The 20,749-nt window shown below is 71.9% G+C and carries 16 protein-coding genes; 7 read left to right on the top strand and 9 right to left on the bottom strand.

Features of this window, described 5'->3' with window-relative positions; translation table 11 throughout:
• Positions 1-99 precede the first annotated feature (99 nt).
• The 4 genes from miaA to miaB all read right to left on the bottom strand — a co-directional run bounded on the left by miaA (position 100) and on the right by miaB (position 4,465).
• Positions 100-981 carry a tRNA (adenosine(37)-N6)-dimethylallyltransferase MiaA gene (gene miaA / locus ND747_RS17180; RefSeq protein ID WP_251734638.1) on the bottom strand — a complete coding sequence of 294 codons (882 nt, stop codon included), beginning with the start codon at positions 979-981 and terminating at the stop codon, positions 100-102.
• 175 nt (positions 982-1,156) lie between these two features.
• On the bottom strand, positions 1,157-2,011 hold the full coding sequence (locus tag ND747_RS17175; protein ID WP_251734612.1) for an alpha/beta fold hydrolase: 855 nt from the start codon (positions 2,009-2,011) through the stop codon (positions 1,157-1,159).
• Positions 1,992-2,858: a class III extradiol dioxygenase subunit B-like domain-containing protein gene (locus ND747_RS17170; RefSeq protein ID WP_251734611.1), complete on the bottom strand. Its 867-nt coding sequence runs from the start codon at positions 2,856-2,858 to the stop codon at positions 1,992-1,994. The genes ND747_RS17175 and ND747_RS17170 overlap by 20 nt, the downstream gene beginning before the upstream one ends.
• The gene (gene miaB, locus ND747_RS17165) at positions 2,855-4,465 is read right to left on the bottom strand and encodes a tRNA (N6-isopentenyl adenosine(37)-C2)-methylthiotransferase MiaB (RefSeq protein WP_251734610.1); all 1,611 of its coding nucleotides are present in this window, start codon (positions 4,463-4,465) and stop codon (positions 2,855-2,857) included. Before miaB ends, ND747_RS17170 begins: the two co-directional genes overlap by 4 nt.
• Before the next feature lie 344 nt (positions 4,466-4,809).
• On the opposite strand from miaB, the gene ND747_RS17160 reads away from it, so the two are divergent.
• From ND747_RS17160 to ND747_RS17145, 4 genes are all read left to right on the top strand, one after another.
• Positions 4,810-5,544, top strand: coding sequence for an amino acid ABC transporter ATP-binding protein (locus tag ND747_RS17160; protein WP_308204643.1), 735 nt, complete (start codon positions 4,810-4,812; stop codon positions 5,542-5,544).
• A 128-nt stretch (positions 5,545-5,672) separates the two neighbouring features.
• A complete protein-coding gene (locus ND747_RS17155) occupies positions 5,673-6,626 on the top strand; it encodes a glutamate ABC transporter substrate-binding protein (RefSeq protein WP_251734609.1) in 954 nt (317 codons plus the stop codon).
• Positions 6,627-6,824: 198 nt separating this feature from the next.
• Entirely contained in the window at positions 6,825-7,472 is a 648-nt protein-coding gene (locus tag ND747_RS17150; protein ID WP_374216255.1) for an amino acid ABC transporter permease, read from the top strand.
• Complete coding sequence (locus tag ND747_RS17145; protein WP_251734608.1) at positions 7,469-8,353, top strand: amino acid ABC transporter permease; 885 nt, start codon at positions 7,469-7,471, stop codon at positions 8,351-8,353. The genes ND747_RS17150 and ND747_RS17145 overlap by 4 nt, the downstream gene beginning before the upstream one ends.
• 40 nt (positions 8,354-8,393) lie before the next feature.
• Here the strand turns inward: ND747_RS17145 and rny are convergent, their stop codons facing one another.
• From rny to ND747_RS17125, 4 genes are all read right to left on the bottom strand, one after another.
• Entirely contained in the window at positions 8,394-10,355 is a 1,962-nt protein-coding gene (gene rny / locus ND747_RS17140; protein WP_251734607.1) for a ribonuclease Y, read from the bottom strand.
• Between the two features lie 433 nt (positions 10,356-10,788).
• Positions 10,789-11,337, bottom strand: coding sequence for a recombination regulator RecX (recX, locus tag ND747_RS17135; RefSeq protein ID WP_251734606.1), 549 nt, complete (start codon positions 11,335-11,337; stop codon positions 10,789-10,791).
• Positions 11,338-11,406: 69 nt separating this feature from the next.
• Positions 11,407-12,447: a recombinase RecA gene (recA, locus tag ND747_RS17130; RefSeq protein ID WP_251734605.1), complete on the bottom strand. Its 1,041-nt coding sequence runs from the start codon at positions 12,445-12,447 to the stop codon at positions 11,407-11,409.
• Positions 12,448-12,615: 168 nt separating this feature from the next.
• Positions 12,616-12,810, bottom strand: coding sequence for a DUF3046 domain-containing protein (locus ND747_RS17125; protein ID WP_251734635.1), 195 nt, complete (start codon positions 12,808-12,810; stop codon positions 12,616-12,618).
• 141 nt (positions 12,811-12,951) lie between these two features.
• Here ND747_RS17125 and ND747_RS17120 point away from each other — a divergent pair, with 141 nt between their 5' ends.
• From ND747_RS17120 to ND747_RS17110, 3 genes are read left to right on the top strand one after another with little or no spacing between them, the layout of a single operon-like run.
• Positions 12,952-17,652 carry an ATP-dependent helicase gene (locus ND747_RS17120; RefSeq protein ID WP_374216254.1) on the top strand — a complete coding sequence of 1,567 codons (4,701 nt, stop codon included), beginning with the start codon at positions 12,952-12,954 and terminating at the stop codon, positions 17,650-17,652.
• The gene (locus ND747_RS17115; protein ID WP_251734604.1) at positions 17,649-19,049 is read left to right on the top strand and encodes an MFS transporter; all 1,401 of its coding nucleotides are present in this window, start codon (positions 17,649-17,651) and stop codon (positions 19,047-19,049) included. The genes ND747_RS17120 and ND747_RS17115 overlap by 4 nt, the downstream gene beginning before the upstream one ends.
• Positions 19,036-20,013, top strand: coding sequence for a DNA-formamidopyrimidine glycosylase family protein (locus ND747_RS17110; RefSeq protein WP_251734603.1), 978 nt, complete (start codon positions 19,036-19,038; stop codon positions 20,011-20,013). Before ND747_RS17115 ends, ND747_RS17110 begins: the two co-directional genes overlap by 14 nt.
• Here ND747_RS17110 and ND747_RS17105 read toward each other — a convergent pair.
• A complete protein-coding gene (locus ND747_RS17105; RefSeq protein WP_251734602.1) occupies positions 19,970-20,521 on the bottom strand; it encodes a sigma-70 family RNA polymerase sigma factor in 552 nt (183 codons plus the stop codon). The genes ND747_RS17110 and ND747_RS17105 overlap by 44 nt on opposite strands.
• Positions 20,522-20,749 lie beyond the last annotated feature (228 nt).

The raw sequence follows: 20,749 nt of genomic DNA, 5'->3' as shown, positions 1-20,749 counted from the left end.
GATCTCTCCAGACGCCGCGCGGGACAGGCCGCCACGGGCCGGATTCCGGCGACGCCGCGACCCTGCGACGACCATGCTTCCGGCGATCGGACAAACCCGTCACCCGTCAGATCGAACCACCAGCCGTAGCGCCTGCGCGACGTCCGGTTGGTCGAGCCACGATATCCGGCCATCCCGCCGAAACCAGGATCTTTGCCGCCTGGCGAAACGGCGGGTCGCGGAAATTGTGGCGAGCTTGGCCTGCTCTGCGGACTCCATTGCGCCGTCCATCCAGGCGAGCAGCTGAGCGTATCCAAGCGCACGGGACGCCGTACGACCTTCCCTGAGCCCGCACTGCGCCAACCGACGCACTTCATCCGGAAAACCCGCGTTCCACATTCTGTCCACCCGTTGGGTGATGCGCTCGTCGAGATCGCCCCGATCGACCCCGATCTGCACCACGTCGTAGACCGCGCGGTGCTCCGGAAGCGTCGCCGCGTAATCCCCGGTCAGTTCGACGACCTCGAGGGCCCGCACGATCCGGCGGCCGTTACCGGGCAGGATCGCGCCGGCCGCCTGCGGCGCCCGCCGGGCGAGCTCCGCGTGCAGCTCACCCGGCCCGCGGCGGGCCAGTTCGGCTTCCCACCGGGCCCGTACCGCCGGGTCCGTGCCGGGAAAACTCAGATCGTCCAGGGCGGCGCGCACGTACAGACCCGAGCCGCCGACGAGAACCGGGACCCGGCCCGCCGCCAGCAGCGCGTCGATCACCCGCCGGGCGTCGGTCTGGAAACTCGCGACGTCGGCGGGGTGGGTCACCTCCCACACATCGAGCAGGTGATGTGGCACCCCGCGGCGTTCGTCCGGGGCGACCTTGGCGGTGCCGATGTCCATCCCACGGTAGAGCTGCATCGAGTCGGCGTTGACGACCTCACCGCCGAGCGCGAGTGCGAGCTCGATACCCAGATCGCTCTTACCCGCCGCTGTCGGCCCCACCACCGCCACCACCGGCCCACTCGGCCCACTCGGCCCGTGCTCGGCACTGCCCGACCCGTTCGTCACGATCAGAATCGTGCCACGGCCCCCGGCGGGGGCAGGCCACGGCCACGGGCTCGGCCACGGTCCCCGCAGGTCGCAACCGGTGCGCCCGGGGCTGATCCGGCCTCGTCGAGACGGCCTCCTAGGCGGCTCCCGACACCTGGGAGCGGCGGTCGGACCGCCAGAACCGGACGAGCACGTCCACCAGGGCCTGCGGGCTGTCCGCGGCCGGGTCATGGCGGGCGGCGGGGATCACCTCGTAGCGGGCGGCGAGGCGGCGGGCCATGTCGGCCTGGACGGTCGCCGGCCAGCCGTCATCGCCGTCACCATGCGCGACCAGGACGGGCAGCCGCGCCAGGTGCGCCACCGCGGCCAGCTCGTCGACCTGGTCGGGCGCGGACAGCAGCTGCTCGCTGACCGCGGCCAGGCTCGCGCGGTGGTGGGCGAAGAAGCGGCGGCGCAGGAACTCGTCAGCCTGGTCGGGGCGCGGGCGCGCAACGGCCTGCAGCGCCGCCCACACGGCCGGCTGGCCGCCGTGCTGCAGCACGCGCGTGATCGTGCGCAGCGCCGCCCGGCGGCGTCCGACAATGCCGGCGGGCCCCGAGGACAGCAGGGTCAGGGAGCGCACCGCACCGGGCTCAGCCAGCACCGTGGCCCGCGCGACCAGACCACCGAAGCTGTGCCCGACCAGGTGCGTCGGTGCGCCACCGAGCTCCGCCAGCACCCGGTGGACGTCCGCGGCGAGGACGGTCAGCGAGTAGCCGTCGACGTCGTCTGGTCCGGGCGACTCGTACTGGCCGCGCTGGTCGAGCGCGGTCGCGTTGAATCCGGCGGCGGCCAGCGCTGGCAGGATCGGCAGCCAGTCCTCCTTGCTCGCGGCGAATCCGGCGAGCAGCAGCACCGCCGGACCCGTCCGTACCCCGACCCGCAACGCGGCCAGCCCCGCTACCTCGGTGCGTCGAACCCCCGACGGCAGGTCACTCGCGCATTCCCTCACGCTCGGCGTTCCCCCGGATCCATACGGCTACCAGATAGCCGACACCGTAGGGTGCCTCGTCGTAGACGAGCTCGCCGGTCCAGGCTGCGCGGGGCGTGTCGTCCCGAGTCGCGGTGATCGCGGCAGTCGCACCGGCCGTGGCGACCAGCGCGCCGGCCAGCACCTGCCAGGACGCTCGTCCGGCGGCCAGCAGGTCGCGGGCGAGCACGGGGTCGAGGTCCAGCAGCCCGGCCGGGTCGACGTCGGCCAGGGCGGTCGCGACGGTGGCGTCGAACGGCTCCGCCCGCTCGTCCAGACCACCGGGGGCCTTCAGGGTCCGCCGGGCCGAGCCGTCCCCCATCACCAGCAACCCGAGCCGCTCGTCGGACGCACTGCCCGCCGCCAGGCGCGCTCCGAGCTCGGCGGCCTGGTCCGGCGAGTACCCCGCCGGCACGCCCAGCGCCGTGCGAACCCCCGGCCAGCCGGTGGCGGCGAGCAGCCACGCCCCGGTCGTGAGCGACAGCGGCAGCGACGGCTCGCCACCGTCGCCGGACCATCCTGCCGGGTCGGCGACGGACTCACCGCCGGCTGGCAGGACAGCAGTGGGCGACGAGCCGGGGTGGGCGGCGAGGCCGACGGTGAGCGGGACGCCGTAACCGGCGTAGGTGCCCGTGGCCGTGGGGCCAAAGTCGATCGCAGCGGCCACATCGCCGACGTCACCGACGACGACGATCCGATCCGGACCGGCCGCGGCCAGCCGGCGCACCGCGTCGAGCGCGACCGGGCGCACCGCTACCGGTTCGGCCCCGCCGACCTCCGGGACGAGCAACGGTGGATGCGGGCAGACCACCGCCGCGACGAACGTCACCGCGGGCCGGGCACAGCAGCGGGAGTGTCGCCGCAGCAGCCGGCGACCGACGACTCCACCAGCGGGAGCAGCGGCCGGGAGTCCAGGTCCACGGTGTCCACGGGCGCCGGTGCGGGCGGGGGCGCCGCGGGACGCCGGGCCGGCATGCCGAGGACGACGGCCGGACGGTCCGCCGCTTGCGCCGTTCCCGTTGCCGATGCCGACCGTGCCTCCGACGGCGCCCGGTTGGTCTGCTCCCACACGTCCCCGGCCCGGGTCCGGCGCCACGCGAGCACCGGTCCGTCCGCGGTCAGATGATGCGGCGCGCCCCTGGTCACGACGGTGTCCACCACGTCGCCCGGCCGGATCTCGCCCGGCCGGATGGCCCCGGCCCGACCGTCCCCCGGCCCGGTGGCGAGCTCGGCGGCACGGAAATGGACCAGCCGACCGTCGCGGGCCCGCCCGGAGAGCCGTCCGGTGGCGTCGTCCTTGCGGCCCTCGCCCTCGGCGACCACCAGCTCCACCCGGCGGCCGACCAGTTCCCGGTTCTGGGCCCAGGCGATCTCGTCCTGCAGGGCAACCAGCCTGGCGTAGCGCTCGGCGACCGTGGGCCGGTCGACCTGATCGTCCATGGTCGCCGCCGGGGTGCCGGGACGCGGCGAGTACTGGAAGGTGAACGCACCGGAGAACCGCGCCGCACGGACGACGTCCAGGGTCTCGCGGAAGTCGGCCTCGGTCTCGCCGGGGAAGCCCACGATGATGTCGGTGGTGATCGCGGCGTCGGGCATCGCGGCCCGCACCCGGTCGATGATGCCGAGGTAGCGGTCGCGCCGGTAGGAGCGGCGCATCCGGCGCAGGACCGCGTCCGAGCCGGACTGCAGCGGCATGTGCAGCTGGTGGCAGACGTTCGGGGTGGTGGCCATCGCCTCGATGACGTCGTCGGTGAAGTCCCGCGGATGCGGCGAGGTGAAGCGCACCCGCTCGAGCCCGTCGACCGTGCCGCAGGCCCGCAGCAGTTTGGCGAACGCGCCCGGATCGCCGAGGGACCGGCCGTAGGAGTTGACGTTCTGACCGAGCAGGGTGATCTCCAGGACGCCCTCGGCGACCAGTGCCTCGACCTCGGCGAGCACGTCACCGGGCCGGCGGTCGCGCTCGGCGCCGCGCAGGCTCGGCACGATGCAGAAGGTGCAGGTGTTGTCGCAGCCGACGCTGATGCTGACCCATGCGCTGTGGTGGCTCGACCGTCGGGTCGGCAGGGTGCTGGGGAAGACCTCCAGCGCCTCGGCGATCTCCAGCTGGGCCGCGGCGTTGTGCCGGGCGCGTTCGAGCAGGACGGGCAGCCGGTGCAGGTTGTGCGTACCGAAGACCACATCGACCCAGGGGGCCCGGCGCAGGATCGTCGAGCGGTCCTTCTGCGCCAGGCAGCCGCCGACCGCGATCTGCATGCCGGGATGGTTCTTCTTTACCGGAACGAGCTGGCCGAGGTTGCCGTAGAGCCGATTGTCGGCGTTCTCCCGGACCGCACACGTGTTGAACACGACGACGTCCGCCTCGACATCGGCGCCCGCACGGACGTAGCCGGCGGATTCGAGCAGGCCGGCGAGCCGTTCGGAGTCATGAACGTTCATCTGGCATCCGAACGTGCGTACCTCGTAACTGCGGCCGGTCACGCCTACCAGCCTACGGGGCCCTCGACGGACACATCAGGACGACGAGCCCTGACGACGGCGCGTCATCGCGACGCCCGCGGGAACGATCGGCATACCGCGGGCATCGCGCGCTCTTGCACTTGTATGCGACAGGTCGGCTACGGCACGCACTTCCGCTCGACGGTCGGGACCCCGCCGAACGGCGCCGTCGCACCGGTTGTCGGGCTCACGACTCCTGCGCGCGTCTGGCGACGCGAGGCGGCCCGGATCGGGATGATCGACCCATCACCCACCGTTTGGCGTCCCTGTGACGGGAGGAACTCGTGCCCCTGGTGGCCCTGGAAGGAGTCGGCAAGTCGTTTGGCGACAACCGCGTCCTGTCCGATATCGACCTGTCGGTGGAGTCCGGCGAGGTGGTCGTCGTCATCGGACCGTCCGGTTCCGGCAAGTCGACGATGTGCCGGTGCATCAACCGGCTCGAGACGATCGACGAGGGCCGCATCCTGTTCGAGGGCAGGCCGCTGCCCGCGGAGGGTCGCGAGCTCGCCCGGATGCGCGCGCGGGTCGGCATGGTCTTCCAGTCGTTCAACCTGTTCGCGCACCGGACGATCCTCGACAACCTGACCCTCGGCCCGGTGAAGGTGCTCGGCCAGAAACGGTCGCAGGCCGAGGCGCGGGCCCGGGAGCTGCTCGAACGGGTCGGCATCGCGGACAAGGCCGACCAGCTGCCCCGGCAGCTCTCCGGCGGCCAGCAGCAGCGGGCCGCGATCGCCCGGGCCCTCGCGATGGACCCGGTCCTGATGCTGTTCGACGAGCCGACCTCGGCACTCGACCCGGAAATGATCTCCGAAGTGCTCGACGTCATGCGATCGCTGGCCGCCAGCGGCATGACCATGATCGTCGTCACGCACGAGATGGGCTTCGCCCGCTCCGCCGCCGACCGGGTCGCCTTCATGGCCGACGGTCGCATCGTGGAGACCGCCCCACCGGCCACCTTCTTCGACGCACCGAGTTCGGCCCGGGCCCGGGACTTCCTCGGCCGCGTCCTGCGCCACTGACACCCTGCCACGGCACCGACTCCCTGCCACGGCGCCCAGGTCCAGTCGTCCCCGCCGTGGCGCCGATGTCGTCCAGCTGCACGACGGTTCGCGCACCACGCCCCTCTCCCCTTCGGAAGGAATGGTTCATGCGCACAGTGTTCGGTCGAGGCACCCTGCCTGGTCGAGGCACCCTGTTCGGTCGAGGTCAACGGATCCGCCGGCGCGGTGGCGCGCTGGTGCTCGGCGCGGCACTACTGACCACGCTGGGGTTGTCCGCCTGCGGCAGCGACGGCGGCAGCGACGGTGACGCCGCGGTCGCGCCGAGTGCCGCCGCGAGCTTCGCGCCCGGGACGACCATGGCCCGCCTGCACGACGCCGGGAAGATCACGGTCGGTACCAAGTTCGACCAGCCGCTGTTCGGCCTGAAGAACCTCAGCGGCAAGCCCGAGGGCTTTGACGTCGAGATCGCCAAAATCATCACCGGTGCGCTGGGGATCCCGACGGACAAAATCAACTTCGTGGAGACCGTGTCCGCGAACCGCGAGCCCTTCATCGAACAGGGCCGGGTCGACCTGGTGGTCGCCACCTACACCATCAACGACAAACGCAAGAAGGTCATCGACTTCGCCGGGCCGTACTACACCGCCGGACAGTCGATCATGGTGAAGAAAGGCAACACCGATATCACCGGCAAGGACACGCTGGGCGGCAAGAAGGTCTGCTCGGTCAGCGGTTCGACCCCGGCCGAAAACATCCGCAAGGTGGCGCCGACCGCCCAGCTCGTGCTGTTCGACGTCTACAGCAAGTGCGCGGACGCGTTGAAGAACGGCCAGGTCGACGCCGTCACCACCGACAACGTCATCCTGCTCGGCCTCATCGACAAGGACCCGGACGCCTTCAAGCTCGTCGGCGAGCCGTTCACCAAGGAGCCGTACGGCATCGGGATCCGCAAGGGCGACACCGCCTTCCGCACGTTCATCAACGACACCCTCGAGGCGTCCTACCGCGACGGCCGTTGGGAGAAGGCGTTCGCCAGCACCGTCGGCAAGGTCGAGAAGTCCACCCCGACGCCTCCCCCGGTGGACCGCTACACCTCCTGATCCACCTCATCTCCTGATCCATCTCCTGATCCACCGAGCCGCGTGACGGCTCGACGCGGCGGGGGGACGACTGCCCGCGGCCGTCCCCCCGCCGCGTCCCCCGTCTCCGTTCCCGCCCCGTCCCGCGGGCCGGAGGCATCGCGCCTGCCAGCCGCCTGCAGGCGGGCAGAGCGACCGGAGCGACCCGAGGAGCTCGCGATCGACGCAGTCTTCGACAACCTCGACATCTTCGCCGAAGGCCTGCGCCGCACGGTGGAGCTGAGCCTGTTCGCCGCCGTGGCGGCGCTGATCGGCGGCACTCTGCTCGCGACCATGCGGGTCGGGCCGGTCCCGCCGCTGCGCTGGGCCGGCACCGCCTATGTGGAGATCGTGCGTAACACCCCGCTGACCGTGGTGTTCTTCTTCGTGGTGTTCGTCCTGCCGCGGCTGGACATCGTGTTCTCCTACTTCACGTTCGCCGTCCTGGCGCTGTCGATCTATCATGCGGCGCTGGTCTGCGAGGCGGTGCGCTCCGGCATCAACGGAGTCGACGTCGGCCAGGCCGAGGCCGCGCGGGCTCTGGGGCTGACCTTCGGCCAGAACTTCCGCCTCGTCCTACTGCCGCAGGCGCTACGGGCGGTCCTGCAGCCACTGGGCAGTGTGCTCAGCGCCCTGATCCGTAACACCTCGATCGCCGCGGCCTTCGGCGTCCAGGAACTGACCGGGGTGGTGCAGCGGCTGACCACGGCGAACCCGGACGCCGTGATCGCCGTCCTGCTCGGCGGTGTCGTCGGCTACCTGATCCTCACCCTCACCCTCGCAGTCGGACTGGCGATCACCGAGCGACGGCTGGAGCGGACGCGATGAGCGGCACACCCCTGGTCCTCGCCGATCCACCCGGGCCGCGCGGACGCCAGCGCATCCTGCTCGGCAGCATCGTCGCGGCGGCCGTGTTCGCCGGGCTGGTCGCCCTCGCCCTGACCCGGCTGGCTGACAAGGGCCAGCTGGATGGCGAGCTGTGGCGGGTGTTCCTCGACCAGCCGGCCCTGCGCACCCTGCTGTGGAAGGGGCTGCTCGCCACCCTGCGCGCGGCCGCCACCGGGATGGTGCTCGCGGTCGCCCTCGGCCTGCTGCTGGCCCTCGGGCAGATGTCCAAGCGTCGGGCGGTGCGGCTGCCGGCCACCGCCGTCGTGGAGCTGTTGCGCAGCCTGCCGGTGCTGATGCTGATCCTGTTCGCCTACCTGGGACTGCCGGCGCTGGGCTGGCAGGTGTCGACGTTCTGGGCGCTGGTTCTCGGCCTGACGGCCTACAACGGCGCGGTCCTCAGCGAGATCTTCCGCGCCGGTGTCGGCGCGATCGACCGTGGTCAGACGGAGGCCGCCGCCGCCCTCGGTCTACGTCCACTACAGATCTTCCGGCTCGTCCAACTGCCGCAGGCGGTGCGGCGGATGAGCCCGACCCTGGTCAGCCAGCTGGTCACCCTGCTCAAGGACACCTCGCTCGGATTCGTGATCGCCTACAGCGAGCTGCTGCGATCGGGCCGCGGCGCGGTGGAGTTCCTCGGCAGCGACTACGCCCTGCCCATTTACACGGTGATGGCACTGATGTACATCGTGACCAACGGACTATTGTCCCTGCTGGCCCGGTGGCTGGACCGACGACAGAGCCGACGGCTCGGCACCGGCCATGCCGCCCTCGTGCTCGACACCGCTGCCGGCCCGGACGGCAGGCCACCGGCCCAGCCGTGACATCGGTGATCGCTGGGGCCGGGGCCGGAGCTGCGCCTGGTCAGCGGGCGGTGCCGACGGCCCGGGTCTCCCGCACGACGGTGACCCGGATCTGGCCGGGATAGGTGAGCTCGTCCTCGATCTGCCGGGCGACGTCGCGGGCGAGCAGGTGGGCGGCGGCGTCGTCGACCTCCTCAGGCACGACCATCACCCGGACCTCCCGGCCGGCCTGCATGGCGAACACCCGGTCCACTCCGGGCCGGTCGCCCGCGATCCGCTCGATGCGTTCGAGGCGCTGTACGTAGGACTCGAGGCTCGCCCGACGGGCACCCGGCCGACCACCGGAGATCTGGTCGGCGGCCTGGGTGAGCACGGCACACAGCGACCGAGGCGCAACCTCGTTGTGATGCGCCTCGATGGCATGCACGACCTCCTCCGACTCGCCGTGGCGGCGGGCCACGTCGGCACCGACGAGCGCATGTGAGCCCTCCGCCTCGTGGGTCAGCGCCTTGCCGAGGTCGTGCAGCAGCGCGGCCCGTTTCGCCAGCGGCAGCTCCATCTGCAGTTCGGCGGCCATGATCCCGGCCAGATGCGCGCTTTCGATCAGATGTGCGAGCACGTTCTGGCCGTAGCTGGTCCGGTAACGCAGTCGTCCGAGCAGGACGATGAGCTCCGGGTGCAGCTCGGAGACACCGGTCTCGACCAGGGCGTCCTCCCCGGCCCGCACACAGCGCGCCTCGACCTCCACCTGGGCCCGGGCGTACTCCTCCTCGATGCGGTGCGGATGAATGCGCCCGTCGGCGACCAGGGCCGCGAGCGTGATCCGGCCGATCTCGCGACGCACCGGATCGAAGCAGCTCAGCAGCACCGCCTCCGGAGTGTCGTCGATCAGGACGTTCACCCCGGTGACGGACTCGAACGTGCGGATGTTACGGCCCTCCCGGCCGATGATCCGCCCCTTCATGTCGTCGCCGGGCAGCGCGAGCACGGTCACGACGGACTCGGTGGTCTGCTCGGAGGCCACCCGCTGGATCGCGGTGGTGACAATGCGCCGCGCCCGCTGCTCGCCTTCCTCCTCTGCCCGCGCCTCGATCTCCCGAACCCGCAGCGCCGCTTCGCGACGGGTGTCCTGCTCGATGCTCGTGACGAGTTCGGCCCGGGCCTGCACGGCGGTCAGCCCGGCGATCCGTTCCAACGCCCGCTGCCGGTCGGCGTCCCGCCCGTCCGCCTCGGCGACCCGGTGGGTGAGCTCCGCCTCCTGCTCGTGCAGCTCCCGACTCCGGTCGGCCAGTCGGCTCGCCTGCTCGTCAAGCTCGGCGACCCGCTGTGCCAACCGCTGCTCCCGTGCGTCCAGCGCGTCGGCCCGAAGTCGCTGCTCGGCCCGGATCGCCGCTGCTTCGACCCGGGCCGCCTCCGCCTCGGCGCGGACCGTGTCACGGGAAGCCGCCTCGAGCCGCTCCGCCTCGGCCGCGGCCTGCGCCCGGACCCGGTCCCGCAGCGCCGCGACCTCCTCGGCGCCCCGACGACGGATCTCGGCCGCCTCCCGCTCCGCCCGGGCCAGCCGCTCCTGCGCCTCCCGCTCCGCCCGGGCCAGCACCTGACCGCCCGCGGCATCCTGACCGCCACCCGACGCCGGGTCGGCCGGACCAGCCGGATCGACCCGCTCAAGGTCGTCACCTGCGGCGATCTGGGCCGCCTCGGCGACCGGCAGCCCCTCATCCGCGACCGGCAGCCCCTCATCGGCGGCAGGTTGACGCTCTGCCGCGGACGGGGGAAGCACCCGCACGGTGGGCTCCTCATCCTCCTCGCCTGGCAGACCCGGTACGGCAGGCACGCCACCGCCCACATCCACGGACGCGAACCCGGACCTGATCTCGGGTCCGATCGCCGGCAAGGACCATCGTGAGCGGCCTGAGCGGGATAGCAGTCCCGTGGTGGGGCGGGCAAGCCGGGCGACCATCACGACCAGCCCCGCGAGCACGAGCACAACGACGGACAGGATGATGACCAGGACGCCTTCCACCGCTGCTCCCTCCGGCTGTTACCGGGCCCGCGGGAGCGGGCTCGACTGGAGCGGCGAAGGATCCACGACCTGGCACGAACACGGCCATGCTGGGCGGCAGGCGAACTCCCCATCAGCAGGCGGGATCGCGTCGGACACGCACGCACGCCATCAATGCTGATGAGCTACGTGGCGCACCGGCCTGGGCACCCGCCGACGACAGATGCCCACGTGTGAAGTTGGATCGGCTATCTGCATCACGCTATCTACGCTGCGCCATCAACATCGTGTCATCAACCATCGTGCCGTCGACATCGCGCCATCTACATCGCGTCGCCACGGGATCCTGTCACCCTTTCATCGAAGGGTAGATCACGACGGATTAGCCCGTCAAGAAATCACGGATTTAGCCGGACGCGGGCCGTCCACCGCAATCGGGCCGCAGCTCACGGGACTACCAGTCCGGCTCCACCTCCCCCGAGTCCAGCTCGTCCGGGTCGAGGCCAGCCTGGTCGAGGTCGACAGCCGCAAGCTCCTCCTGGACGACCCGAGCGGCCAGCTGCGCCGAGTAACCGCGACGAGCCAGCAGGGCCAGCAGGCGGCGGACCCGCACCGGCGCGGGCAGCCCGCCCATCGCCGCGGACCGACGGCGCACCAGATCGCGGGCGTTGTGCTCCTCGTCGGCGTCGGCGACGACCTCGGTGGCGGCCTGGACGACCTCGGGCTGCACCCCGCGGCGACGCAGCTCGGCTGCCAGAGCCTGGCGTCCCAGACCACGATGACTGCGCGCGGAAGAGACGAAGGCTGCGGCGAAAGCGCGATCGTCCACCAGGCCAACCGCAGTCAGCCGGTCGAGCACCGTCTCAGCGACATCCGCCGCGACACCTCGGCGACGCAGGGTCGCGGCGAGCTCGGCCCGACTGCGCGCACGGGTGGTGAGCTGGCGCAGGCAGATCTCCCGCGCTGCCACCACCGGGTCGACCGCCCGACCTCCGCCGTCCACCGGATCTTGCCCGGCGTTGCCAGCAGGGGTCGGGCCATGCTCGGTTTCGTGTCGACCTGGACGCATCTGCTAGAGATCGACTGGAACCGGTGCCGCGGCATCGGCTTCGAGCGTCGGCAGGATACCCAGCTTCTCCTTGATCTTCTTTTCCACCTCGTTGGCCAGGTCGGGATTGTCCCGCATGAAGGAGCGAGCATTCTCCTTACCCTGACCGAGCTGGTCGCCGTCATAGGTGTACCAGGCACCGGACTTGCGAATGATGCCGTGCTCGACACCCATATCGATCAGCGAACCCTCACGGCTGATACCGCCGCCGTACACAATGTCGAACTCCGCCGTGCGGAAGGGCGGCGCGACCTTGTTCTTCACCACCTTGACCCGCGTACGGTTACCCACCGCCTCGGCACCGTCCTTGAGGGTTTCGATCCGGCGGACGTCCAGCCGGACAGAGGCGTAGAATTTCAGCGCCTTTCCACCGGTCGTCGTTTCCGGAGAGCCGAACATGACGCCGATCTTCTCGCGTAGCTGGTTGATGAAGATCGCGGTGGTACCGGAGTTCGCCAGCGCCCCCGTCATCTTGCGCAGCGCCTGCGACATCAGCCGGGCCTGCAGGCCGACATGACTGTCACCCATCTCGCCTTCGATCTCGGCGCGTGGGACGAGCGCAGCCACCGAGTCGATGACGATGATGTCCAGCGCCCCGGAGCGGACCAACATGTCCGCGATCTCCAGGGCCTGCTCGCCGGTGTCGGGCTGGGAGACGAGCAGGGCATCCGTGTCCACCCCCAGCTTCCCGGCGTAGTCCGGGTCGAGCGCGTGCTCGGCGTCGATGAACGCCGCGATACCCCCGGCCGCCTGCGCGTTGGCCACCGCATGCAGGGCGACCGTCGTCTTCCCCGAGGACTCGGGGCCGTACACCTCGATGATGCGCCCACGGGGGAGGCCGCCGATGCCCAGCGCCACGTCCAGCGCGATGGAGCCGGTGGGGATGGCCTGGATCGGTGGCCGGGTGTCGTCCCCCAGCCGCATGACGGAACCCTTGCCGAACGCCTTGTCGATCTGCGCGAGGGCGTTCTCCAACGCCTTCTCGCGGTCAAGTCCTGCCGCCATCGGAGCAACTCCATGCTGAGGTCGTCGATTCTTGGCCACGAGGCTGACGCTAGGCCCTGGGTCCGACAGTTTCGAGGGCCGTGACTGATCTGTGGACAAGTTGCCGCATGGGGACAACCATAGCCGAACAGGAGTTCGACGACAGCGGGGACACGCCGTCGGGGGCCCTCAGCGCTCCCGGGCCGGCACGTCGACCTCGTCGCACACGGCCCGCCACACCGTCCGGGCGTCGTCCCCACGGGCCAGCGCCGTCTCGACGGTGGCACCGCCCAGGCCGGCCAGCACCTGGTCGCGAGCGAACGACTCCGCGTAGCTGGAGCCGAACTGCTTGTTCATCCTCGCCCAGAACTCGGTCAACCGCACCCGTCCAGTGTGCACCGCGGTGTACCGGCCGCCGGTGCGGGGCGGCCAGTACACCGGGGGTTGATCTGTGGGCACAATGGGCGGTCCCGCGGGCAGAAAGTGTCGGTGCCGCGTCGCAGACTGGGCGGCATGCTGGACGACATGGCCGCTGATCCGCTCGCGCCGTTCTCCGTGCCGACGCGGGAGTGGTTCCAGACCGCCTTCGCCGCGCCGACCCCGGCACAGCGTGGTGCCTGGGAGTCCATCCGCGGCGGCGGGAACACCCTCGTCGTCGCGCCGACGGGGTCCGGCAAGACGCTCGCCGCCTTCCTGTGGTCGCTGGACGCGCTCGCCCGGGTGCCGCCGCCGGAGCGGTCCCGCCGCTGCCGGGTGCTCTACATCAGCCCGCTGAAGGCGCTGGCTGTCGACGTGCAGCGCAACCTGCGCACCCCGCTGGCCGGAATGCGGGCAGCGGCGCAGCGCCTGGGCCTACCCCAGCCCGAGGTCGAGGTCGCCATCCGCTCGGGTGACACTCCGGCCACCGAACGGCGCGGATTCCTCACCCGACCACCCGATGTGCTCATCACGACGCCGGAGTCGTTGTTTCTCCTACTCACCAGCGCCGCACGGGAGTCGCTGCGCGGCATCCGCACAGTGATCGTCGACGAGGTGCACGCCGTGGCCGGCACGAAGCGGGGCGCGCATCTCGCGGTCAGCCTCGAGCGGCTCGACGCGCTGCTCGAGGAGCCGGCGCAGCGGATCGGGCTGTCGGCGACGGTCCGGCCGGTCGACGAGGTCGCCCGTTACCTCGGGGGCACCGCACCGGTGGGGGTCGTGCGACCGCCGACGATGAAGACCCTCGAGATCAACGTGATCGTGCCGGTCGAGGACATGGCGAACCTGGGTGAGCCGATCGCCGAGGCCGACGCCAGCGGGTCCGCGGCGGCGGCGCCCGCGCGGGCGTCCATCTGGCCGGCGGTCGAGGAGCGGGTGCTCGACTTGGTGCTCGCGCACACGTCGACGATCGTGTTCGTGAACTCCCGGCGTCTGGCGGAACGGCTGTGCGCCCGGCTCAACGAGCGCTACGGCGACCGGCTGGAGACAGCGGCGGCTGCCCTGGCGCGGGATGGCGACGGCACTGACGCAGATGCTGCCGATGGGGCGGCCGGGGCTGATGTCGACGCCAGCGCGCCGGGCGGTCTGCCAGCCGAGGTGATGGGGGCGGCCGGGCTCGCCCGGATCGATCCGGCCTGGCCGGAGGTGGCCCGGGCGCATCACGGCAGCGTCAGCCGGGAGCAGCGGCGGCTGATCGAGGAGGATCTCAAGGCCGGGCGACTGCCCGCGGTGGTGGCGACGTCAAGCCTCGAGCTCGGCATCGACATGGGCGCGGTCGACCTCGTTGTTCAGATCGGATCGCCACCGAGCGTCGCCGCCGGCATGCAGCGGGTCGGCCGCGCCGGGCATCAGGTCGATGCGTCAAGCATCGGGGTGGTCCTGCCCCGCCACCGCGGTGATCTGCTCGAATGCGCCGTCGTCGCCGAGCGGATGCGGGCCGGGGAGATCGAGCGGCTGCGCTGTCCACGCAATCCGCTGGATGTGCTCGCCCAGCAGATCGTGGCGATGACGGCCATGGAGGACTGGCCGGTTGACGATCTCGGCGCGCTGGTGCGCCGGACGTTCACGTTCGCGTCCCTGCCGGCGTCGGCATTGGAGGGGGTGCTCGACATGCTGGCCGGGCGCTACCCGTCCGACGACTTCGCCGAGCTGCGGCCCCGGATCGTCTGGGACCGGGCCGAAGGCGTGCTGCGCGGCCGTCCGGGGGCGCAGCGCCTCGCGGTGACCAGCGGCGGCACCATCCCCGACCGTGGCATGTTCGGCGTTTTTCTGGTCGGGGAGAAGAACAGCCGGGTGGGCGAGCTGGACGAGGAGATGGTCTACGAGTCGCGGGTCGGCGATGTCGTGCTGCTCGGCTCGTCCAGCTGGCGCATCGAGGAGATCACCGCGGACCGGGTGCTCGTCACGCCGGCCCCGGGCCGCCCGGGTCGGCTGCCGTTCTGGCACGGCGACACCCCGGGGCGCCCGGCCGAGCTCGGCCGGGAGCTCGGCGCCTTTCTGCGTGAGCTCGGCCGCCTGCCGGCCGACGCGGCCGACGCCCGGCTGCGGGCTGCCGGGCTCGATGCCTGGGCCGCGGCAAACCTGCTGCGCTACCTCGGTGACCAGCGGGCCGCCGCCGGTCATCTCAGTGACGATCGCACGATCGTGGTCGAACGTTTCCGCGACGAGCTCGGCGACTGGCGGCTTGCGGTGCACTCGCCGTTCGGTGCGCCGGTGAACGCCCCGTGGGCGCTGGCGCTCGGCGCCCGCCTACGGGAGCAGTACGGCACCGAGGTACAGATCATGCACACCGACGACGGCATCGTCGCCCGCATCCCGGACGCCGCGCAGGAGCCGAGCGCCGAACTCGCCGTGTTCGACCCCGAGGAGATCGACGCGCTCGTGCGGGCCGAGATCGGCGGCAGCGCCCTGTTCGCCAGCCGCTTCCGCGAGTGCGCCGGCCGGGCCCTGCTGCTGCCACGGCGCACTCCCGGCCGGCGAACCCCGCTGTGGCAGCAACGTCAGCGCAGCGCGCAGCTGCTGTCGGTGGCGGCGGCGTTCGGTGACTTCCCGATCGTGCTGGAGACGATGCGGGAGTGCCTGCAGGACGTGTTCGACACCCCGTCCCTGGTCGCCCTGATGCGCGAGATCGCGGCCCGGACGCTGCGGGTCATCGAGGTGGCGACGCCGGCACCGTCACCGTTCGCCAGCGCTCTGCTGTTCGGCTACGTCGCCGCGTTCCTGTACGACGGGGACGCCCCGCTGGCCGAACGGCGCGCCCAGGTCCTCTCGCTGGACAGCTCGCTGCTCGCCGAACTGCTGGGCGAGGCCGACCTGCGCGAGCTCATCGACCCGGCCGCCCTCGCCCAGGTGGAGGCGGACCTCGGCCGGCTGAGTTCCTCGCGCCATGCCCGCGATGCCGAGGGGGTTGCCGACCTGCTGCGCCTGGTCGGCGACCTGACCCTCGCGGAGGCCGTCGCCCGCGGAGCGACACCGCAGTGGCTCGCAGAGCTCGAACACGCCCGGCGGATCCTGCGCGTGCGCATCGCCGGCGAGGAACGCTTCGTGCCGGTCGAGGATGCCGGGCGGCTTCGCGACGCGCTCGGCGTCGCCCTGCCTCTGGGCGTACCCGATGCCTTCACCGCGCCCGTCGACGATCCCCTCGGGGATCTGCTCTCCCGCTACGCCCGCACGCACGGTCCGTTCGACGCCACCGAACCCGCCCGGCGCCTGGGCCTCGGTGTCGCCGTCGTCCGCACGGTGCTGGACGCGCTGACCGCGCGCGGCCGACTGGTCCACGGTGAGCTGCATCCCGCCCGCGCGGGAGCACAGTGGTGCGATGCGGAGGTGCTGCGGATGCTGCGTCGGCGCAGCCTCGCGGCGCTGCGGCGCGAGATCGAACCGACCCCGGTCCGCGCGCTCGGGGCGTTCCTGCCGGCCTGGCACGGGATCACCGGTGCCGGGCGCCGCTCCGCCCGCGGTGTCGACGGCGTGTTGCAGGCCATCGAGCAGCTGCAGGGTGCACTCGTGCCGGCCAGTGCCTGGGAACGGCTGGTGCTGCCGGCACGGGTACGTGACTACTCCCCCGCCCTGCTCGACGAGCTGTGCTCGGCCGGCGAGGTGCACTGGGCCGGCGCCGGCGGTCTGCCCGGCGGGGACGGCTGGCTCACCCTGGTCACCGCCGATGCCGCGCCGCTGCTGCTGCCCGCCGCTGATCCGGGCGCCGCCGCCGGTCCGCTGCACATCGCGCTCCTTGACGCGCTCGGCGACGGGTCGGCACTGTTCTTCCGGGCCCTGTCCGACCGGGTCGGCTCACTCGACGACACGGCCCTCACCACCGCCCTGTGGGATCTGGTCTGGACCGGTCAGATCACCAACGACACCCTGGCTCCGCTGCGCGTCGTGCTCGCCGCGGGTCGCGGGCCGGCCGGGGCCGGCGGAGGCGGTGGCGGCCTGGTCCCGGGAGGAGGCGGACGGGCCTCCCGGACCCGCCAGGCACGGTACGGTCGGCCGGCACTGCCGCGGCGCACCGGGCCGCCCACTGCCGCCGGCCGGTGGTCGGTGCTGCCGGCCCGCGACGATGATCCCACCCGGCGGGCACATGCGCAGGCAGAGGCGCTGCTCGAGCGGCACGGCATCGTCACCCGCGGGGCGGTCACCGTCGAGCATCCACCGGGTGGCTTCGCCGCGGTCTACCGGGTGCTCAGCGCGTTCGAGGACGCCGGTCGGGCCCGGCGCGGGTACTTCGTCGAGTCCCTGGGCGCCGCGCAGTTCGCCGTGCCCGGCGCGGTCGATCGCCTGCGCGCGATCGCCGCCACCCAGCGTGACGATGATGACGCCCCGCAATGGGCGCCTGGGCCCGGGCGCGATCCGCAGGGTGGCACGTCCGGCGGGATCGTGCTGGCTGCGACCGACCCGGCGAACCCGTTCGGGGCGGCGTTGCCCTGGCCGGACCGGCCGTCCACCGGAGCCGATCTGCCGGCCGGGCACCGCCCGGGCCGCAAGGCAGGCGCGCTGGTGGTGCTGGTCGACGGGCAGCTCGTCCTGTACGTCGAGCGCGGTGGGCGTTCCCTGCTGACCTGGACCACCGACGACCGACTCGTCGACCACGCCGCCGCCGCGCTGGCCCGGGCAGTCGTCGACGGGGCGCTGGGCGCGCTCAGCGTCGAAAAGGCAGACGGGACTGCCGTCACGACCAGCACAATCGGTGCCGCGCTCACCCGGGCCGGCTTTCATCCGACACCGCGTGGGCTGCGTCTGCGGCGGTGAGCGAACCGACGATCGCCTCAGCCTGGGACCGACGGGTACGGGCCCTCACCATCGGCCTGGTCGCGATCATCACGCTGGTCGCGTTCGAGGCCCTCGCGGTGGTCACGGTCCTGCCCGAGGTCGTCACCGACCTGCACGGTTTCGGGTTGTACGGCTGGGTCACCAGTGCGTTCTTCCTCGGCACGACGATCGGCATCGTGCTGGCGGGCAGCGGTGTCGACCGGACCGGACCGGCCCGCCCGTTCCTCGTCGGTCTGGTGTGCTTCGCCGTCGGGCTGGCCGTCGCGGCGGTGGCGCCAACGATGCCGGTCCTCGTCGCCGCCCGCGCCCTGCAGGGCGTCGGAGGCGGCACGATTCCCGCCGTGGCCTACGCCGCCATCGGCCGGGCCTATCCGAACGCGTTACATCCCCGAGTCTTCGCCGTGCTGTCCACGGCCTGGGTGGTGCCGGGGCTCGGCGGTCCAGCTCTGTCCAGCCTGATCGCCGCGCATCTCGGCTGGCGGTGGGTGTTCGGCGGCCTGCTGCCGCTGACCATCGCCTTCGGTCTCATCCCGCTGCGGGCCCTGCGTGCCCTGCCCGCTGCCGCCGACCCGGCCGGCGACACCGACCCCGATGCCGGCCCGGCACGGGGTGGCGCGCTGATGCTTGCCGCGGTACGGGTCACCGTGGGTGCCGGGCTCGTGCTCGCCGGGTTGACCAGCCGCTCGCTGCTCGGCCTGCCGCTGCTCGGGGCGGGTCTGGTCTGTGGGTTCGGTCCGCTGCGGCGGCTGCTTCCAGCTGGGACCCTGCGGATGCGTCCCGGCATTCCTGCCGCTGTGGCCAGCAGGGGGCTGCTGACCTGGGCTTTCTTTGGAACCGACTCGTTCGTCCCGCTGTCGTTCACTGCGGTGCGGCACGAGTCGACCATGGTCGCGGGCATCGCCGTGTCCAGCGCGACCCTGTGCTGGGCCGCCGGGTCCTGGACCCAGGCTCGCCTCGCCGGACAGGTGCGAACCCGCAGCATCGTCGCTGGCGGGCTCGTCCTCGTCGCGGTCGGGACCGGTGGTTTCGCCACGGTGCTGCTGCCTGCCTGGCTGCCGCTGGCCGTGCCGGTCGCCTGCTGGGGCCTGGCCGGCTACGGTATCGGCCTGGCGTACTCGACGATCGTGACGCTGGTCCTTGCGCTGACCCCGCAGGATCGGCAGGGCGAGGCAAGCATGGCGGTCTCTTTGACCGACAACCTGGGCACCGCCTTCGGTGCCGGGCTCGGTGGTGTGGCGGTGGCCGCCGGCCAGGCCACAGCGGCGACGCCGGCCTCCGGACTCGCCGCGACCTTCGCCCTGACCACGGTCATCGGGCTGGCGGGTGCGCTCCTGGTCGCCCGCAGACTCCCGGAGGACAGGCGTGCCGGAGGGTGACACCGTGTGGCGGGCCGCCCGGCGGATGGATGCGGCGCTCGCCGGTGAGGTGGTGCTGCACAGTGATTTCCGGGTGCCGGCGCTGGCCACCGTGGACCTGGCCGGCCGGCGGATCAGCAGCGTCGCCGCCCGCGGCAAGCACCTGCTGACCAGGTTCGACGGGGAGCTGACCCTGCACACCCATTTCCGCATGGAGGGCAGTTGGCACCTGTATGACCCGGATGCACGGTGGACCGGTGGACCGGACTGGCAGATCCGTGCCGTGCTCGTCACCCGGCAGCGGGTCGCGGTCGGCTACCGGCTGGCCGTCGTCGAACTGCTGACCAGCGACCGGGAACAGGAGGTGGTCGGTCACCTGGGACCGGACGTCCTCGGCGTCGACTGGGATCTCGAGGCTGCTGTTGCCCGGCTGCGCGCACGTGGGCGGCGACCGATCGGGGCGGCCCTGCTGGACCAGCGCAACCTGGCGGGACTAGGTAACATCTGGCGGACTGAGGCCTGCTTCCTGGCCGGCGTCTCGCCCTGGACGCCGGTGGACGATGTGCCCGACCTCGCCGGGCTCGTCCACCGAGCCCAGCTGATGATCTCTGCTGGCGCCCGGGGCGGCCATCAGGTGACGACCGGGTCCACGCGACCAGGCCAGCAGCACTGGGTCTATGGTCGGGCTGGGCGACCCTGCCGGCGGTGCGGGAGCCGCATCCTCGTCGCCGACAGCGCGGACGACGGTGCACACGAAGATCTGGATGACGGTGGCGGCGGGCCCGAACACGGCCACGGCGAAGGTCGCCGAACCACGTGGTGCCCGCGCTGCCAGCCATCTGGTGCTCGCTACCCGGAACGAAACCCGATCAGCCCGACGGGGGCGGGACGTGAGCTCCGGGTGGACGTGGGTACCGGAAAAACAGGACGATCCGGTCGAATCAGTTCCGCGAGAAGGAGATCAGGCGGGCCCGGCCGCGAGTGAACGCGCCCTCGGCCGCCTTCAGACTGATCTCAAGATCCGCCGCAGCCTCCCGGGTGCTCATGCCCGCCGCTCGCGCCATGATCACCTGACGCTCACGACCACGCAGCGTTCCCGCCCGCGCCAGCAACCACCGCGCCTCAGCCCGGTCGCAGACCGAGTCGTCTGGAGCGGGCTCCCACGGCTGCAGATACCCGCGGACCACGGCGCGCTCGGCTCGTTGCCGAGCCCGGTGATGGTCGACGCACAACCGCAGGACGGTGGTGGTCAGGAACTGACCGACCCGACTTGCATCAAGATCGCGAAATCCCGCGGCTCGGATGAAGGCTTCGTGCACGCAGTCCTCCGCGTCCGCCTTACTCGGCAGCCGACGCCGGGCAATGTGGATCAGCCGCTCCCGGTGCGGGAGGATCAGCGACCAACGCTGCTCGCTGTAGGGCCGGTCCAGCTCGGCGACGCTCGTGCCGACCACGGAACCGACCGAGGGAATCTCCTCGGTTGGGCATGTCACGGTAAGTCCACCTCTGACCTGCTAGGACCGCGCCACCCCCCAGCGCCCCGCGAGCCGGTCCGGTACGCGCCAGTACCGGGGACCGCAGTGCGCCTTGGTCTTCTGTGCCCGCCGTGTGCCAGACAGCGAGCTTTGGACAAGCCGGACATTACACATCCACCCCTGGGCAGGCCAGTGTCGCCCGACCCCGACGTCCAGCCGACCAGCACAACGCTTACGCACGGTGTG

This window comes from Frankia sp. R82, assembly GCF_023716925.1.
Taxonomy (GTDB): domain Bacteria; phylum Actinomycetota; class Actinomycetes; order Frankiales; family Frankiaceae; genus Frankia.
This window is presented reverse-complemented; position numbering and strand designations above follow the sequence as displayed.

Excerpts from the sequence above, each read along its gene's own strand:
- miaB (WP_251734610.1), bottom strand. The coding sequence starts at position 4,465 with ATGAACGTTCATGACTCCGAACGGCTCGCCGGCCTGCTCGAATCCGCC.
- ND747_RS17155 (WP_251734609.1), top strand. The coding sequence starts at position 5,673 with ATGCGCACAGTGTTCGGTCGAGGCACCCTGCCTGGTCGAGGCACCCTG.
- ND747_RS17145 (WP_251734608.1), top strand. The coding sequence starts at position 7,469 with ATGAGCGGCACACCCCTGGTCCTCGCCGATCCACCCGGGCCGCGCGGA.
- recA (WP_251734605.1), bottom strand. The coding sequence starts at position 12,447 with ATGGCGGCAGGACTTGACCGCGAGAAGGCGTTGGAGAACGCCCTCGCG.
- ND747_RS17120 (WP_374216254.1), top strand. The coding sequence starts at position 12,952 with ATGGCCGCTGATCCGCTCGCGCCGTTCTCCGTGCCGACGCGGGAGTGG.